8 protein-coding genes are annotated in these 18859 nt (G+C 62.6%); 7 read left to right on the plus strand and 1 reads right to left on the minus strand.

The genetic code is table 11. The features are described from left to right. Window positions 1–28: 28 nt before the first annotated feature. On the minus strand, window positions 29–385 hold the full coding sequence (locus tag ACVISU_RS37880) for an MliC family protein (RefSeq protein ID WP_456710351.1): 357 nt from the start codon (window positions 383–385) through the stop codon (window positions 29–31). 753 nt (window positions 386–1138) lie between these two features. Here ACVISU_RS37880 and ACVISU_RS37885 point away from each other — a divergent pair. From ACVISU_RS37885 to ACVISU_RS37915, 7 genes are all read left to right on the plus strand, one after another. Next, entirely contained in the window at window positions 1139–1375 is a 237-nt protein-coding gene (locus ACVISU_RS37885; protein WP_456710352.1) for a hypothetical protein, read from the plus strand. A gap of 784 nt (window positions 1376–2159) precedes the next feature. Then, window positions 2160–2864 carry an STN domain-containing protein gene (locus ACVISU_RS37890; RefSeq protein ID WP_456710353.1) on the plus strand — a complete coding sequence of 235 codons (705 nt, stop codon included), beginning with the start codon at window positions 2160–2162 and terminating at the stop codon, window positions 2862–2864. Between the two features lie 104 nt (window positions 2865–2968). Beyond that, window positions 2969–3571, plus strand: coding sequence for an RNA polymerase sigma factor (locus ACVISU_RS37895; protein WP_456710354.1), 603 nt, complete (start codon window positions 2969–2971; stop codon window positions 3569–3571). Beyond that, window positions 3568–4542, plus strand: coding sequence for a FecR family protein (locus tag ACVISU_RS37900; RefSeq protein ID WP_456710355.1), 975 nt, complete (start codon window positions 3568–3570; stop codon window positions 4540–4542). The genes ACVISU_RS37895 and ACVISU_RS37900 overlap by 4 nt, the downstream gene beginning before the upstream one ends. Window positions 4543–4818: 276 nt before the next feature. Further along, window positions 4819–17082 (plus strand): filamentous haemagglutinin family protein, encoded by a 12264-nt coding sequence (locus tag ACVISU_RS37905; RefSeq protein ID WP_456710985.1) that lies wholly within the window; start codon window positions 4819–4821, stop codon window positions 17080–17082. 46 nt (window positions 17083–17128) lie between these two features. After that, complete coding sequence (locus tag ACVISU_RS37910) at window positions 17129–17671, plus strand: RNA polymerase sigma factor (protein WP_456710356.1); 543 nt, start codon at window positions 17129–17131, stop codon at window positions 17669–17671. Between the two features lie 456 nt (window positions 17672–18127). Continuing rightward, window positions 18128–18841 carry a hypothetical protein gene (locus ACVISU_RS37915; protein WP_456710357.1) on the plus strand — a complete coding sequence of 238 codons (714 nt, stop codon included), beginning with the start codon at window positions 18128–18130 and terminating at the stop codon, window positions 18839–18841. The last annotated feature ends 18 nt before the right edge of the window (window positions 18842–18859 follow it).

The following is an 18859-nucleotide window of genomic DNA, read 5'->3' on the forward strand; positions in this document are numbered from 1 at the left end:
CTAAGCCAGTGATGTGCATCGGCGTGCGCTAGCTGCCACGCGTGGACATCAATTCACAGGCGGTTTCTGGGCGCCTTGGACGCTTGATTGTGGTGTGACCCGACTTCGAGATCTTCAAAACGACGCGGTTTGCCGAGTAGCGCGCACCGGAAAACGCAAGCCGTTTCCGCAACCTAAACGTCTCTCGCCCATCGAGGAAATGCACATATGCGTGCGGGTCGTGTGGATAGAATCCGACGGTGAATCGGGTGTCGTCGGAGCAATGATAACTTTGGAACGTCGTAGCCTGCGCCGACACAAGCAGACCGCAGAAAGACCATCCTGCAACAATCGTCACAACACCAATAAAGCCACTCCGATTCATCTTGCCCCTTATGGGTTGCATCGAACTTGCGGGCTTACACTCCGAAGGAGCGTCTCATCTGGCTAGCCATCCGTTGGACGCCGTCCGTGTAATGGCCATTGTTGAAATACTGGTCGCCGATGAGGAGGCCAGCGACAACGTCCATTGCTATGAACAGCCCTTCGTGAAGGCAATTCTTTAGGTCAAGCGCAGCTATCGTCGAGACCGTCGCAGGGCCACTTTAAAGAACACTTGATCGCGGTATCCGGAAAACTCCGGTAGCGGAATGGAAGCGGCCCCAGCAACTCGTTGGGGGCCGAGTGGAGGCTAGTTGCTGGGGCCATCTACCGGCCCGTGTGGGACGCGAGCCAGGTTGCTGCTTAACCCTCAGAACCAAGCAGGGCTGCGGCTGTCATAGCGATCGGAAGCAAGCCGAGGAGAACAACCAGGCCTAGGTAGAATACTTCCGATGTTTCGGAGAGCACCGCTAGGGCGCGACGCCAGCCAATGATGATGGAAACACGCGAGCTGCGCTGATTTGGGCCATCATTCGAAGCAGAATCCAGAAGACCATATGTCATTGGAAACTCCTGCCTAGAGGGCGTCTATCCTAGGCAGGGAACGTTTCCCGCGCAAAGTGCAGTTTGTGCCACGACTACTCGGCCCCGTATTTTTACGGGTTCAAATCGCAAATACGAGAAGCAGAGCCAGCACGCCAAAAGCTATTGAGGCAAATCCTGCGATGGCGATGGCGATGGCGCGGTCCCGGGTCTGCAACGTGCGGTATTCCAGCCCGTGCGGTTCGTCGCCTTCGTCGTGATCTCGATATCGCAAGCAGTTGCCGGCAGCATTACCAGGGACACGCTGACGCTCTACGCATGGGGCGTTCCCTTCATGGTTGCCGGCCTTTGGGCAGGATTCAAACTCTTCGGGAAGATCAACGACGAGAGCTTCCGAAAAACTGTCCTGGTACTGCTGCTGTTTGCGGGCCTGTCCCTCATCGTGACGGCGCTGACGACTTTCAACCACTAACGCCTGAGGCAGCCATGTCGCCCCCAAACATTCGGCCTCATCGAAGGGGATCGAGCTTGGTGGAGGGGTCGGAGGTCCGGTCCCAGGTACCAACGGCCGCGATTCCGACAACGCTAAATTCTGTAGTGATCTCAATCATCGAAAAGGCTGCAAAATATCGGAATGGATCTTGAATTATTGAAGAAATTCGAAGACTTCCAAGCTGAATACAAGGGTTCGATTCCCTTCACCCGCTCCAATGTTTTCAAATACTTTGTCCGGCCAAGATGGACTTGAGTCCATTTTGCCCAGCGATTCCAGGCTTTGCCTTTCTGCTGTGAGTCTATTTTCCGGTGTCGGACTGGCGTCTTAAGGCGGCGCGCCAAGTTCGTGTGGGTGATACCTGTTGGCGAGATTCCGAACGCCTTGACCGTCGAGATATCGCCCGTTGTGCGGCGCTGCTCGTTTCAAGCACCGCTTCCTCACGAGGCCCGGAACGTCGGCAGAGCAGAGGTCCAAAAGCATCTCGACGTCGGTTGCGCTCATTTCGAGGTGAGACAGCTCGCAGAACAGGTCGTGGCCGCTCAAGCGTTGATGGCAAAAGCCAGTAGCCGGCAACGGTGAACGGTGCGCGGCTGTCGTCCGTGGTTAGGCGAGAGTTTGGAGACAGAATCTCGGACGTGGCCGGCAGAGTCCAGCGGAGCGGGGCGGCTCTGTCACATAACTGTCGCGGTCAACCCTGTAACTAGATCAAGACAGAGGCTGATGGCCTGTTTTCGAAGGGGCTTTCGTTGCGGTGCGCTCAGTGAACCATCCGGGCAGCCTTACGGCTGTTCGTGCCTGTCTTGTGGTGTTCTCCGCGTTTCTTGCGGCTGCAGGTTTGGACGGCTCGGCAGCTGATGAAGGCAGCACGACAACATCAGTCTCGGCCTCGCGCAAGTTTGCGATGAATATTCCGGCTCAGCCGCTTGCGAGTGCTCTGCAAGCATACAGCGGCGTGACGGGCATCGAAACGCTCTACGACAGCGCAATCGCCCACGAGCGCAGGTCGACGGCCGTGGTGGGGACGTTTACGGCGTTCGAGGCGCTGCAATTGCTGCTCGAGGGGACGCGCCTGTCGGCGCGCTCCATCGCGCAGGACGCCGTGACCATCGAACAGGTACAAGCTTCGGCTGCCCTGGCCATGGCGCCGCCGCCGGAGAAGGGCGCGAACCGCTTTTACTTCGGCGTGATCCAGGCCGGCCTTGAGCGCGCTTTGTGTGACGACGAGCAAGTCCGACCGGGTCGCTATCGCGCCGTGCTGAAGTTCTCGATTGCGACCGATGGTCAGATTCGGCAACCGAGTCTGGTCGGGACCACGGGGGATGAACGGCGGGACCGCATCATTGCCCGGAAACTTGATGGTGTGTCTCTTGGCGTTCCGCCACCTGCCGATCTTCAGCAGCCGATCATGATCGCAATTCTTCCGCAACCGTCCGGAGCTGCCCGAACTTGTGCGCGGAGTCATTAGGAATTAACGGCCGCTGAAATGGATGGTAGTGGCTTTCGCAGGGTGACATCTGGCGGTACATCGCCGTTCGGGAAGGTCTTGGCGGGGGCGGGGGTATCAGTCTCGTGAGCGAAACGAGTTGGGACGCGCTGCGCCAGCGCTTTCTGGTCAGGTACGACAGCTTCCGTGCACGGTTGAGGCGCCGGCTCGGCTCGGATGACCTGGCGCGGGAAACCCTGCAGGAGACGTGGCTCCAGTTGAGCCAATCCGACGGAACCAAATCCGTGGCTCAGCCGGATTCCTATCTGTTCGGCATAGCTCTCAATATGGCCGCCACTCTGAGGCGGACGGAAGGTCGCCATGCCAGCCGTCTGGAGATCGAGGCCGCCATCGAGTTTGCGGACGAAGCAGCAGGGCCGCATGAGACCGTTGAAGCCCTGCTCGATATCCAGAAGCTCGAGCGCATCATCCAGGATTTGCCCCCGCGCAGGCGGGGGATCCTGCTTGCGGCTCGCATTCAGGAACTTCCGATTCAGACCATTGCGGATTCACTGGGATTGTCCCGCCGCATGGTCGAAATCGAGCTGAAGCGCGCAATTGAGTATTGTGCAGGCCGCATGGAACGCCCGGTCATAAGACGTTTCGGTCCCAAGCCGCTGGAATCGACTAAGCAGGTAGCAGAGCTCCAGAGCACTGTGCCGGCGCGAGAGGCGAAGTCGCTGAAATGACACCGCATAGCAACATCGAAAAGCACCAGCGCGAAGCCATCGCGTGGATGCTGCGACTCAAGCCCGGTGTTGCGACCACCGATGATGTGGCGGCGTTCAAGCAATGGTGCGGACAGAATCCGGCGCACGCTAAGGCGTTCAGGGACATGCGGGGATTGTGGCAGGCCGTTGGCCCGGCCGGCAAGAATGCGCTCGATCCGAACGCTCTCGAACATCCAGCGGTTTCATCCGGCCGGGGATCGATGCGGCTCGGCCGTCGTGCCTTCATCGCGGGGGCGGCAGCCGCAACTGCATCGGCCGCCGCGTACGCCGCGGTCTATCCGCCGCTCGGCCTGTGGCCGTCGATTTCGGAATTGAGGGCTGATTTTCGCACGGCCACGGGCGAGCAGCGACAGGTTGCCCTTGCGAACGACGTCGTGGTCCAGATGAACACGCAGACCAGCATCGGGCTGCGTTCTGCGGTCGGCGACCTGCAGCGGATCGAACTGATCGCGGGTGAAAGCGTGGTCAAGGCGAAAGCGCATCGGCTTGAAGTGCTCGCTGGAAGCGGACAAGCCCTGGCTTCCAACGCGGAGTTCAGCATCCGGCGGGATGGCGACACCGCCAGTGTGACGTGTCTCGATGGAGAAGTGCGTGTCGCATGCTTGTCTTCTTCAGTCGTTCTGACCGGCCAGAATCGAGTTGTGTTTTCGCATGCCGGGCTCGGTCCGGTCTCGCCGATCGATGCCGCGATCGTGACATCCTGGCGCGATGGCTTTCTTCTGTTTCAGGATACGCCGCTCGTCGATGTGATTGCCGAGATCAACCGATATCGTCGCGGCAGGATCATCGTGCTCGGTGATGCACTGGGGCGGCGACCGGTCAATGGTCGCTTTTATCTTGCGAGGCTCGACGAGGTGGTCGGCAAGTTCCAGAACGCATTCGGCGCGCACGTCACGTCCTTGCCCGGCGGTGTCGTCGTCCTGAGCTGATCGTGTCTGTCAAGAAAGTTTCATAAAGGACGATTTCGGTCTCGTCCTCTCCAGAGCAACTAGCCGATGGGAAGTGCAAGTCGCTGCGTTGGCCATCCTCCGCGGGATCACTTCCAGGTTAGTGCTGAGGAGAGGCGCCACATGTCTTGTCGTCCAGTCGGTCGCGGTCGTCGTCCGCGTCCCAATCTGCGTCGGGCGGTGTCGGTTCCCCGACTGCTGCGGGATGGGCTGACGTCGCGCACCACGCTTCTGGCCGGAACGAGCGTGCTGGCGCTGATGCTGACCGGAATCGACAGCGCCGCGGCGCGGCCTTTCGGCAGTTCGGCTACGACGATGGCCGCGCCGACCATTGCCAGCGATGCCGCCGCTGCCGCTGCGCAACGGGCCATGGAAGCGGCCAAGCAGAGCCAGAGCGCGCTGACGCGGGCGAGCCAGGCTGTTCAGGCGCTGCAGGCGGCACAGGCGGCTGCCCGCAGCGCCGCCGCAGCGTCACAGCGCTCGACTGCCCTGCCGCAGGTTGCTGTGCCCAATGGCCTCGCGGCGGGCGGCCTCCAGGTCGCGCCGGGCGCTAAGCCTGGATCCAGTCTGTGGCAGGGCGCCAACCTGCCCACGCAATCGGCGAGCGGCAGCCACACCACCGTGACGGTTGATCAGACTGCACCGCAGGCAGTTCTTAACTGGCAAAGCTTCAACGTCGGTACGCAAACGACGCTTAATTTCAATCAGAGCGGCAGCAACAACGCCAATGGCCCCAATTCCTGGACCGCGCTTAACCGCGTGGTCGGTAGCACAGCGCCGAGTCAGATCCTCGGCAACATCAAGGCCGATGGTCAGGTGCTCGTCATCAACCAGAACGGCATCATCTTCGGGGGTGCAAGTCAGGTCAATGTCGGGTCCCTGATCGCGTCGAGTGCGAACATCACCGACGCTCAATTCCGGGCAAGCGGCATCTACTCGGCGCAAAGCGGCGGCGTGTACTTGCCGAGCTTCACCGGCGCGGGCGGCAAGGTCGTGGTCGAGCAGGGTGCGTTGATCACCACCAACGCGCCTGCCTCAGCCAAGTCCGGCGGCGGTTCCGTGCTGCTGATGGGCACCGAGGTCGATAACGCCGGCTCCATCACCACCCCGAAGGGGCAGACCCAGCTTGCGGCTGGCGATGCCTTCGTCCTGCGCAAAGGCTTCGGTACCGACGCCAACCAGTACTCCACCACCCGTGGCACCGAGATTGCTCCGCTGTTCTTCGTCGGCAGCGCCAGCGGCACCGTCACAAACACCGGTCTCGTCCTGGCCCAGCAGGGCGACATCACGCTCACCGGCCATGCGGTTACCCAGGGCGGCATTCTGCTGTCGACCACCTCGGTCAACCAGCGCGGCACCATCCATCTGCTCAACTCGGCATCCGACGCCACCGGCAGCGTCACGTTGACCGGCAACGGCATCAGCCTGATCCTGCCGGAGACCGACGCCGCCACGGCCCTGGTTCCGGGCATCGATACCAGCCCGACCGCGTTCAATTCACAGCGCGATGCTCTCATGGCGTCGGCCGGATCCAATGGACTGGCCAGCGGCCAATTCGACAATCTCTCGACACTGGCGGATCGTCCCGATCAGTCGCGCATCGAGATCGTCACCGGCGGCACCGTCAACTTCCAGAACGGCTCGCTGACCATGGCCCAGGGCGGGCAGGTGGCGGCGTCTGCCGGCAAGCGCGTGTTCGCCGAGAACGGATCGGTGATCGACGTCTCCGGCACTGTCGGCACCGTACTGCCGGTGTCGGCAAACGCGATCAACGTCAACATCCAAGGCAACGAGCTGCGCGACAGCCCGCAGAACCGCGACAGCGGTGTGCTCATCAACAAGAACGTCTGGATCGACGCGCGTGATCTGACCCTCGTGCCGGCCGCCACCGGTGGCTATCCGACGGATCGCTACTACACCGCCGGTGGCCTGCTCGAGGTTGGTGGCTATCTCAACAACACCCGCCACAACATCGGCGAATGGACCGCGGTCGGCGGCAGCATCACGCTGGCGGCGCCGGAGGTGGTGGCGCAGCGGGGCTCGACCTTCAACATCTCCGGCGGTTCGGTGCAGTATGAGGGCGGCCTCGTGCAGCAGACCTATCTGCTCGGCAGCGACGGCCGCATCTACAATGCCAACAACGCCCCGGCCAACCTGACCTTTACGGCGATCGCAAACGGCTTCGTGGTCAACCACGCGCATTGGAACGTCGTCGAGGTCTATCTCAGTCCGTTCGGCAAGGGCGGCGCGCGCTGGGAGGACGGCTATACGGTGGGGCGGGATGCCGGCCGGCTCAACCTGTCGACCCCCACCGCGGTCTTCGAGGGCACGATCCTCGCCGACGTGATCGATGGCGAGCGGCAGACTGCGAAGCGCCCGGCAGGCGTCACCGACGGCTACAAGCTGACGCAAAACGCCGTGCCGCTCGCGGGTACGCTCGCGCTGGGGCAGTACACCGGCTTCGGCCTCACCGGCGCCTACAACACCGACGTGAAGTTCGACCACGTAGCGTCGATCACCAACGGTCTTGGTGTAACCGATGCGCTGCCGTCGAACCGCAGCGGCACTGCTTGGTTCGATGCGCCGACGCTGCGCGGCTTCGGCCTTGGCGGTCTCAATGTCGCCACCGGCGACAAGATCGCCGTCAATGCTCCGCTGGTGTTTGCTCCGGGGGCGCAGGTCACCTTCGCGGCGCCGGCAATTGACATCAATGCACCGATCACCGCCCATGGCGGCAATGTCCTGCTCGGTAACATCATGCATGCGCTGCTGGGAGTGGGGCAGAACGAACAATGGTGGGCGCTGACCGCAGGCGGCACACCTTCGGTGACCATCGATTCCGGCGCCACCATTGACCTGACCGGGCTGTGGACCAACGCGCTGACCGGTCCAGATGATCTGACCGGCCTTGCATACATGAACGGCGGCGCGCTCGCCGTGTCGACCACCGGCAGGGTCACGCTTGCGAGCGGCAGCCTCGTCGATGTCTCCTCCGGCGGCGCCATCCTCGCAAACGGCAAGACCAGCGGCGGAACGGGCGGCAACGTCAGCCTCCTCACCAACGACTATTCGCATTTCAGCGCCATCTTCGGCATCGACATCACCAAACCGCTGGTCCTGGATGGCGATATCCGAGCCTATGGCTTCAATGGCGGCGGCGTGCTGACGCTGAGCGCAGGCCAGGTCGTCGCCGTTGGCAGCGCAGCGTCGTCTGCCGGTTCGCTGGTCCTGAGCGAAAAGCTGTTCCAGACCGGCTTCACCAGCTACAGCATCGCCAGCAACACCGGTGTCGAGATCAACCAAGGCGCGCACATTGACGCGCAGGTGCCGGTCTATCGCTTTACGGACAGCAGCGCTGCGGCACCCACCGGCGCGCGCATCACGGATGCCGCGGAACTGTGGCTGCCGCCCGCCTATCTCGTCGATTCGAGGGCGCATACGACAACGCAGCGCGTCGGCGCCGATGTGAGCCTGACGAGCCTGCACGATTTCACGCTCGCCGCAGGGGCCTCCATCACGGTCGACGCCGGACGATCGGTATCGATCTTCGCCAACCGTCAAAGCGTGATCGATGGCGCAATCACGGCACCGGCCGGCAACATTCTGATCACGAGTGTTCAGGATGTAGCGGGGGATAACAGATACAACAACGGTTATGGCGAATTCGGCCTGACGCGCTCGATCTGGATCGGCAGCGGTGCGAGGCTCGACGTCTCGGCGCGTGACGCCATTGGCCGCGATGAGCGCGGCATTGCTTACGCGGCGGTGCCGAATGGCGGCACCGTCCGCATCGGCGGCACCGGTGCCATGGATAACGACGGCTATCCGGTTGTCAGCGATGCATTCGTGATCATCCGTCCCGGAGCGCTCATCGATGCATCCGGGGCATTGGCGGTGGTCGATGTCGCCTCGGGCAAGGGCTTCACGCCGACAGCCGCAGCGAGCGATGCCGGGTCGATTTCGCTTTACTCCGCGTTCGGCATCGCGATCGACGGCACCTTGCGCGCGGCGGCGGGTGGGCAGGGCGCTGCGGGCGGCACGCTCAACCTGGTGACGGCAGGACGCGGGTATAGTCTCGGAACGCCGAGCGCGGCAGCGCCCTACGCCATAGGTGACCTCGCCGAGGCGTTCCGGACCTTGCGCAACATCTTCGTCGTGCAGCATGCGCCGGGCAGCGGGTTGAGCGCCGATCTCGCGCCGGGGCAAGCCGACCCCGCCTTGCAGTTCGGCCGCACCGTCATTGGTGTCGATCAGGTCGAGAGCGGCGGTTTCGGCTCCCTGTCGCTCTACACCCGCGACCTTCTTGTCTTCGACGGCAATGTCGATCTCACGCTGTCGCGCAGCATTCGTCTTTCGAGCGGAGTGATTGCCGCAGCCCCTGACAGGCCGGACAGCACGATCCGCCTGGCTGCTCCCTATGTTCGTCTCGATAGCGTTTATGATGCGGCAAAATCGCAAGTCGAGGCCGGCTATTCCCCTGGACTGAACGATCTTAGGGTCCGCCGGCAATTGGCTGAAGGCGGCAGTTTTACGGTCGCTGCCGATCTGATCGATGTTTATGGTTACCTGCGGTTCGGAACCTCCGGCACGCAGGGCAGCGGAGTTTTGGACAGCGGCTCCGCGGGGCGTCCGTTCGACGCGGACGGCTTCCATCAGGTGGCGCTGCAAAGCCGCGGCGACATCCGGTTCGGCAACGGTGGTCTCGACGTCGACAATCTGACGCTGACGGCGGACCAGATCTATCCACTCAGCGGTGCGTCGGCCGTCATCAGAGTCGGGCAATATCAGAACACAAACGTCTATGCTCCCGATGCCCTTCTTGCCATCCGCCGCAATGACGACACGCCGCCGCCGTTGCCGGCTTCGGTGTTCGGGAACCTTGTCTTCATTGCCGCCAATATCGATCAAGGTGGCGTGGTTCGTGCGCCGCTGGGCAGCATCTGGTTCAACAACAACCTTGGTGTTGTCGTGTCCGTACCGCCACCGGCGCGCGTCACGTTCCGCAGCGGCAGCATCACCTCGGCCAGCGCGGACGGATTGACGCTTCCCTTCGGCGGCACCAGCGACGGCATCAGCTATCAAGGCATCGACGGCACCTTGCAGGATCTGAGCGCGACCAACTATAATTGCAGTGGTGCTTCGTGCATCGTCACGGGTGTCTCGGTCAATGCCGCTTCGGTCGTAGGTGAGCCGGGCTCGGTGCTTGATCTCTCCGGTGGAGGGCGGCTCACCGGTGCAGGATTCGTCACTGGACGCGGCGGCTCGGTCGACGTGTTGAAGACCCCGTTGGTCAATGCCAATCCGTCAAACATCTATAGTTCGGCGGGCAATAAGATCTACGCGATCCTGCCCGGTTATGCCTCCGACTATGCACCGGCGATTGCGACCAACGGCGCCGGTGATCCGGCGATCGGACAGCAAATCACCATTCCCGCGGGTTCATCTGGATTGCCGGCCGGCACCTACACGCTGCTGCCGTCAAGCTATGCGCTGTTGCCGGGCGGCTATCGCGTGGAGCTCGGCGCGACCGGAACGAACGTCGTCGCCCCAACGGTGTTGGACAATGGGTCCGTCGTCACGTCGGGGTATCTCGGTGTCGCCAACGGCGGCATCCGCAATGCGTTGCCGACACGCCTGATCCTGACCTCCGGTCAGAACGCGCGCCGCTATTCGCAATACAACGAGACCAGCTATGCCGATTTCGCGCGCGCGCAGGCGGCGACCTTCGGCGCCGTGCGTCCGCGTCTGCCGGACGACGGCAAGGTTCTCGAACTCCGTCTTGGTGTTGCCCCGGATGGCACGAAATCGCTGTCCTTTGCAGGTACCGCGCTGTTCAACGGCGCCGAGGGCGGCATCGATGGCTCGCTGACCATCAGATCGGCTGGTGGTATCGCGCTCGACATCACCGCCCCCGACGCCACGCCCATCGCTGGGCATGCATCTATCTCAAGCGACGACATCAATGCCTTCAACCCGACCACGCTGATTCTTGGTGGCTATACGTCGTACACCAACAGCACCTATGCGAGCGGCACCGGCGCACGCGTTTATTTCTCCGGCTCCGGCGATCCGGTCAATATTCTTGGCGGAGCCGATGTCCGTGCTGGCCAGGTTTTCGTTGCTGGAAAGATCATCAATGTCTCCAGCGGTGCGCTGATCGATACCCGCGGTTTGAAGAGAAGCGGTCTCGACTCGACGTTCGGCTACCTCTACGGCAACATAGGTATCGATACGAGTGACCCGGCGACCGCTCCGGCGGTGCTGGTGGTGGCGAACGGCCGGTACAATTTCCTGCCTGTCGTCGGTAGCGGCTCGATCAACGTCGAGAGCGGCGCTTCGTTGCTGACCGAGGGCAGTGTTGTCCTCGCAGCACCCGGCTCCCTGACCATGGGGGATGTCAACCTCGGCGCGCGCTATCTCACCGTCTCGCAGAATGTCATCAATGCCGGCACCGATACCTCGCTGGCGGCCGCCCAGGCCGCAGGCGTCTTGCCGGCCGGCTGGAACCTGACGCAGAGCGCGCTCGACAGGCTGTTGCATCCCTCGTCGAGCGCCGGCGTGCCGGCGCTCGAACAGTTGACGCTGACAATCGGCGGGTCACTCAACCTGATCGGCAGCGTTGCGCTCGACGCGCGAGGCCGGTCCGCGGGCCGTGAGGACGTGCAGCTCGTCATCAACACGCCGGCAGTCTACGGCTTGGGCGGCGCTGGCGACACCGCCAGCATCGCCGCCGATACGCTGGTGTGGAACGGCGTGCGGACCGGCAACGGCACCCAGGCCAATCCTTACGCCAGCAAGACACCGGATCCGGTTTTGCCTGGCGGACCGGGAACAGGTGCTGGCGCGCTCAACATTGCGGCCGCGGACATCATCTTCGGCTACGATGTCCACAGCCGGCCGACCGACGGTGCAAGCCTCGACCGTCTCGTGCTCGGATTTTCAGCCGTGAACCTCAGTGCGAGCGACAGGATCACCGCCAACAGCGACGGCACGCTCTCGGTGGGTCTGTCAAAGGACAGCGCCGGCAATCTGCAGGGCGGCAATCTCGCGCTGACGACGCCGCTTGTGACGGCTGCGAACGGCGCGACCATGGCCTACAATGCCGGTGGCGTAATCCGCGTCGTCGCGCCGGCTGGTGCGCCGGCCGCCAATACCTCGCAGATAACCGATCTCGGCGGCACGGTTTCGTTCATGGGCAACAGCGTCGTTCTCGACACGGCGGTGGCGCTGCCGAGCGGCAAGCTCACACTGAGTGCCGCGAATGACGTCGAGCTCGGCGGCAATGCCGCGATCGATCTCGCCGGACGCAGCATCGCGTTCTTCGACGCCACCAAGTTCAGCTGGGGCGGCGATCTCACGATGAGCAGCACCAGCGGCGACATCGTTCAGAACGCGCGGTCTGTGATCGACATCTCGGCCGTGAACAATGTCGCGGGGTCGATCACGGCGAAAGCCATCGATGCTGCGCATGGCCATGTGGCGCTCGGTGGCGTGATCAGGGGATCGGCGACGGCCGGCTTCGACAGCGGTCAGTTCACCATTGCCGCACAGGAATTCGGTGATTTCGCCGCCTTGAACGTCAAGCTCAATACGGCTGGCGTCTTCGGGGCACGCAGTTTCGACTTGCGGCAAGGCAGCCTCGTCATCGGTGACGAGGTCAAGGCGAGCTATGTGACGGTTTCCGTCGATCAAGGCAGCCTTACTGTCAATGGTCGGATCGACGCCAGCGGCGCGAAACCCGGCACGATCCGGCTCTCCGCGCGTGGTGACCTCACGCTCACGTCGAATGCCGCGCTCGACGCACACGGCATCGTGCTGCAGACCGACAGCTATGGCGCGCCGATCGAGGCAAACAATACGGCGCATATTGAACTGACGTCGTCGCAGGGCGCCGTCACCCTGATGCAGAACGCGAGCATGGACATGCGTTCGCCGGACGGTGTGGCGCGTGGCAAGCTCGAGATCAATGCTCCGCGGCTGGGCTCGACCATCGCCAGCGCCACCGGAGCGAATGCGCCGGCCAACGCCAACGGTGGCGATGTTGCAGTTTTTGCGACGGGTAAGCTGTCGATTGTTGGCGCAGCCAGCATCGCTGTCAACGCATTCGCGACCTATGACAACGCGCCGGCAGACCCCAATGACGCCAACGGCCAGATCATCAGCCAGGCCTGGCTCGACCTGATTGACCAGGATAGCAGCGCGTTCATCAAAGCCGCTTACAGCAACGATGTGGCGGCAGGCGTGCTGACCGACGCATTGCAGGGCAAACTGACAGGCCTGCTCGCGTATGGTTCGACGTTCCATTTGCGTCCAGGCGTGGAGATCACCAGCGCCACGGCGAACGGCAGCCTTTCGACGTCGGGCGATCTTGATTTTGCCGGCTATCGTTATGGTCCTCAATCGGTCCGCGACCGCAATTCGTCCAGCTTCGCAAGGGGCGAGCCCGGCGTGCTCGTGGTTCGCGCCGGCGCCGATCTCAAGATCAATGGCAGCATCAATGACGGCTTCGCCAAACCGCCAGTGTCGCCGGACTCACTGACGGTGCTGGCTCAGGGCATCCTTTCGGCGGACTACACGGTCACCAAGGACGGGGTGGTGCTCGCTGCTAATTCGTCCCTTCCTGGTGACGGCCAGATCAATCTGTCGCTGCCGTTGGACGCCGGTTCGATGGTCATCGAAACTCCGACAAGTGATCATGCCATGCCGATCCAGGTTACCCTGATCGACGATTACACGGTGCCGCGAGGAGCAGTCAGAACATTGCACGGCGGCCGAGTTATCACACCGACCAAAACCTATAACCCGGGTGACAATCTTCCTGTCGAGACGTGGCCAGCGGGCACCATCATCGAGATGGGCGTCTATTTCACCGGCGGGATAATGCTAAATGATTTCAGATATTTTTCGATAGATGCCGCCGTATTGCTGCCAGGGACGGATCTCTACGTGTTCGGCGGTTATACCTTCGGCAAGGATACCAAGCTGCCCATTGGGACGCTTCTGCCTGCAGGCACGCTAGTAACGAGCTTGACGGGGCCGGGCGATCGTCAGGTTTGGGCGACTGCGCCGATGCTGTCGGCGGGCACGCAATCCTGGTCGATGCGGTTTGTGGGCGGTGCGGATCTCGCGAGCGCCGACCGCCGCGCTCTGCAATCGACGGAGGCTCTCGCAGGCTCCGGCAATGTGGTGCTGAACGATCCCTACTCGGTCACGATCAATACGCCGACACCTGGCGTCAGCGTGGTGCGCACCGGCACAGGGAGCCTCGAAATCCTTGCCGGCGGCAATTACGACCAGAGGACTCTGTTCGGCGTCTACACCGCCGGCACCGCCATTGCTGAAACCGGTACGGCAGCAAACGATCCTTACAATCCGAGCCGCGGGAAATTGTCCGATAACACGGTGCTCGGGACCGTAAACAGCGCCTATGAGGCAACGCTCGGCTCGGAGCGCATGTATTACGCCGAGCATGGCGGCGATCTCCTGCTGGTTGCGCAAGGTGATATCGGCGGCACGCTCACGTCGGCCACGACCGAGGTTGGCAGCTGGCTGTGGCGCCAGGGCGGTTACGAAATCGGCCAGCGCACAGCCTGGGGCGTCAATTTCGGCAGCTATACGGCGAATGCGGATAGCGGTGCGGTGCTGAGTCTGTCCGCCTTTTCCGGTGTAGGCACGCTCGGTGGCGGCAATGTCAGTCTGCAGGCGGGCGGCACCATCGGCGCGGCAGGGCGTGGCATTCTTGTCGCTGTCGGGGGTAGCGGCCGCGTGATGGCCGATGGCAGCCTTGTGCAGACGGGCGGCGGCACGCTGTCGGTGAAAGCCGGCAATGTCGGCACCGGCGGCAATCAGTTCGTGGATCTGCGCGGCAACACGGAGGTGACTACAGGAGATTTCGGCAGCCTGGCCGGGATAAATTTTGGTTTTGACGGCTGGGCGGATCCGCGGCCGCTCGATCCGTTGACACCTTATGGTGTAGCCGGAATGAGCGGAGGATCGTTCGCTCCGGGAGATGGCGTGATCGACCTCCGCGCGCGCGGCGATCTTGCAATGGGGCGGATTCTCGATCCCGGCCGCGTTGGGCTCACAGCTTGGACTGACGCGGGCAATGGCAGCTACAATGGCGAAGGCGCGAGTTGGTTCACGCTGTGGAAGGACGCGACGGCCGTCAATCTTTTCGCGGCCGGTGGTTCGTTTGGGGCAGTTGACTCGCGTGTAACAACAAACAGCAATACGACGTTCCTGCCTCCGATCCTGCGCGCCGTCGCTGCGAATGGCAGCATCTATGGTCCCCCCGAAGGACTGCTGCTGCCGTCGCCCGATGGGGCGTTCGAATTGTTGGCGCAAGGATCGATCTTTGGTGCGGGTGGCGTCGTGGGGCCGCTGGCGACATCGACGTCGGCAATGGCGAGACCATTTCGGCCGGCCTGGGCGATCCTGCGAGATGATAGCAACCCCAACCTCCCGATGGGCTCGCTGGAAATCGTCGCCTCCAACTATTGGAGCGGCGCGCGTGTGGTCGACTATCGTTCCGATGTTTACAGCTACGCGACCGGTGGATACCCCTTTGTCTTCGGGGCGAACACGGCGCAAGACAAGAGCGCGCTGGGCAACGGTGATCCGTCGCACATCTACGCCGTAAACGGCGACATCACCGGTATCGTCTATGGCCAAGTCTACACTGACAGCCAATACATCGACGGCCGTCTCGCTTCTACGGACTATTATCAGGCAGCAAAGTCGCTGCGGATGCTGGCTGGCAGCGACATCGTCAACCTGCAAGGGCTTATTCTGCACGATGACCCGACCGACGTTTCAACCGTAGCTGCGGCTGGAAACATCATCTATGCAGGCAGAATAACGGACTCCGGCAAGCCAGGGCTGCAGATTGCAGGGCCTGGCACGCTCGAACTGGTTGCGGGGAAAACGATCTACCAAGGGGCGTCTGCCGCGATCGAGAGCATCGGCGCCAGGCTGGATGGCGACACGCGGCCCGGCGCCGGCGTCGTGCTGCAGGCCGGCGTCGGTGCAGGCACGCCAGGCGTCGGTCAGGTCGACTGGGCGGGATTCGCGAGCCGCTATCTCGACCCGGCCCATGCCGCCGATCCCACCAGGCCGCTGGCGGATCAGACCGGCAAGGCCATGCAGACGGCGGACACGGTTGCGACGGTGCATGATCTCAGCGGCTGGCTGAAGGTCGAGGCCGGCTATACCGGAGACGATTCCGGGGCGCTCGCCTTCTTCAATGCGCTGCCGAAGGCGCAGCGGGACAAGTATCCGACCGATCCCTTGCTCTACGCCTGGCTGCAGAAGACGCAGAACTACGCGGGCACTCCTGGCGACGCCGCTGCATACTTCCTCGGCCAGAGCAAGGATCAGCAGCGCAAGTTCACTTATAACGCCATGCTCTCCGTCTGGCTGCAGAACCGTTACAGCTATTCCGGCGACCAAGCGGGGGCGCTGGCGTTCTTCCGCACTCTGTCGCTTAGCCAGCAGGCGGTGTTCGATCGCGTCGTTTATTTCGCCGAGCTCACCGCCAGTGGCCGCGAGTACAATGATGCGAGCGGCCCACGACCGGGCAGCTATCTGCGCGGCCGCGAGGCGATCGCGGCGCTATTCCCGGATAATGCCACGTATGGTGGCGACATCACGATGTTCACCGCTGCAACGGGCACGCCCGGCACCGCGAGTTACCAAACCCAAAGCGGGTACGTGCACACGGATTTCGGGGGCAGCGTCCAGCTGCTGGCGCCGCGCGGCAAGGTCACGCTCGGAACGGAAGGGTTGGCGCCGGGCGCCGATGCCGGCCTGATCACCCAGGGCGAGGGCGACATTCAGATCTATTCACTGGGCAGCATTTTGCTCGGCCTGTCGCGTGTCATGACCACGTCTGGGGGCGATATTGTCGCCTGGTCGGCGGAAGGCGACATCAACGCCGGTCGCGGTGCCAAGACCACGGTGATCTATACGCCGCCGAAGCGGACCTACGACAGATATGGCAACGTCACGTTGGCGCCGCAGGTGCCATCGACCGGCGCCGGTATCGCGACCCTCAATCCGATCCCGGAGATACCACCCGGCAATATCGACCTGATCGCGCCGCTCGGCACCATCGATGCGGGCGAAGCCGGCATCCGCGTCTCCGGCAACGTCAACCTCGCGGCGCTGCAGGTGGTCAACGCGGCGAACATTCAAGCGCAGGGCAGTGCGACCGGCATTCCGGCCGTGCAGGGGCCCCCGGTGGGCGCGTTGACGAATGCATCCAACACGACCGCAGCCAACCAGCAGGCGACGGCGCCACCGCCGTCGAACAACAATCAGCCCTCGATCATCATCGTCGAAGTGCTTGGCTACGGAGGCGGCAATGGTGATGAGCCAAGCAACGGCCGAGACGAGCGCAATCGTCAGGGCGAGCAGCACAGCTACGACGCGAGCAGCCCGATCCAGGTGGTTGGTGCGGGCTCGGTCAACGAGCTGGGCGATCGATATCTTACAGAATCGGAAAAGCAGGCGTTGCGCCGTTGAGCCGATCCAAGCGAGCCTGTCGGGGCGAACGGTGGGGCCGCAACACATGATAGAGACGAACCGGGCGCGGTTGCGTGGTGAGTTTGTCGAGAACTATGACGACCTCGTCAGGGACCTGGCGCGGCGTCTGGGATCGTCTGATTTCGCCCGTGAAGCGCTGCACGAGACGTTCCTGCGCCTCGATCGTGTGACGGAGGGGGTCTCGCTCCGCAGCCCCGCGGATTATATCTTCCGGATCGCGATCAATATCGCGAAAGACCGTCAGCGAGCGCAAAGTCGTCGCCTCAGTACGTCGGAAAGCGACGCGCTGCTCGAGATCCGCGATGACAGGGCGGATCTCGCGCGAATCGTCGAGGCCCGCTCCGAAATCGAGGCGCTCAAGCGGGCACTAGCCGAGCTGCCGGCACGGCCCCGCGAGATACTGCACAGCATCTCGGTCGAAGGTCAGCCGGTGCAGCAGGTGGCCGCGCGGCTCAGCGTCAGCATCCGGACGGTCAACGGCGATCTGAAGCTGGCGCTCAGCCATTGTGCGAAGCGTCTGGACTGCGCATTGATCCGTCGCTCAGGCGGCCCACGCTTTTGTGCATGACGAGTTCGGGCCTGCTCGCGCCCCGGCCGCGCGCGGTTGCGATCGCCTCGGACTTCTGCCTGGCTGGGATCTATTCTGCGCCTCGCGGCTAGAATGCCGCGAGGGACATGCTTGGCGGCTTACCTCTTATCGAAGAGGGGCTCCCATGAGCCCGTTCCATGCGCCGCGAGCAGTCTTTATCGCGTGGTTCACTGCCGTGTGGCGTTCGACCTTGTTGCGGTTGATCAGCAGCGATGGTGATCGCCACGCTCGTTGTCACGGGCAGAGCAGACTTCGCCTGAGGCAAGCTGGAGCGGGCGATGGGATCGCGGCCTATGATTGTGTCGTTTGTTCCTGCGATTCCGGAGCAGCCCCGAGGAGGTACTCGCCAAGGTTTGGTGACGAGGTTATCAATCTCGCTTACCTTTTGTTCGCTTTTTGAGCAGTTTCTTTGTGTTTCAGTGCAGGGGTCTTTTCGTGAATGCGATTACCGTTGCGCCGGCGATCGCGCTGAAACGCCCGGCGGACCATTTGCCGGAACAACCCAACGTAGTCGTGGATCGTTCGACCGACGCCGCGCCAGTCAAGTCGGAGGCTGTCTGGTCGAATGCCGATGCTCCGAAGCCTGCCTATCCTGCGGCGGCCAAACTGCCCACCCAGGTCGGTCCAAAAGGACTGCGCTTCGACTTCAATGACGACGCGCGAATTGTTTGCCCTCATGGCGAGCAGCCCTGGAAGGCGAGGATTCGGGATATCGACACAGGCAACGTGTTGTTTGAAACGGAGTCCGCCGGAGGCTATGTCAACAGCAGCAAGCGCTACGACATCCGTTTCGGAATAGAAATCTCCCAGCAGGGCGAATCCGTCCTTGATCATGAATACGCGGCGAAAGATCGCGCTGTCCTGACCCAGTTTCCGGTCGGGACGCTCGGCGATACAGTGGGATGGTTTCCCTATGCCGTGAAATTCAAGGACACGCACGGTTGCAAGCCTTACCGCGTTCTCAATTTTCACGCGTGCAACAGTTGCGGGAACGATCCGCGGCTGCGTTTCGACCACAAGGATTTCCTGTGGTGTCCGCGGCACGCAAGTTCACAGCGACAATTCGAATGCACGCGGCTGATTACGGGCGATCACGTCAAGCAGGTTATTCAGCGCATACCGGGATTTCCGGTCGGCGCCAAAGCATAGCGCATAAAGGACGTCGAC

It is taken from the genome of Bradyrhizobium sp. USDA 4452, from assembly GCF_054063575.1.

Bases quoted from the DNA above. Each gene is read 5' to 3' on its own strand.
- ACVISU_RS37905 (WP_456710985.1), top strand. From the start codon at position 4,819: ATGCTGACCGGAATCGACAGCGCCGCGGCGCGGCCTTTCGGCAGTTCG.
- ACVISU_RS37900 (WP_456710355.1), top strand. From the start codon at position 3,568: ATGACACCGCATAGCAACATCGAAAAGCACCAGCGCGAAGCCATCGCG.
- ACVISU_RS37910 (WP_456710356.1), top strand. From the start codon at position 17,129: ATGATAGAGACGAACCGGGCGCGGTTGCGTGGTGAGTTTGTCGAGAAC.
- ACVISU_RS37880 (WP_456710351.1), bottom strand. From the start codon at position 385: ATGCAACCCATAAGGGGCAAGATGAATCGGAGTGGCTTTATTGGTGTT.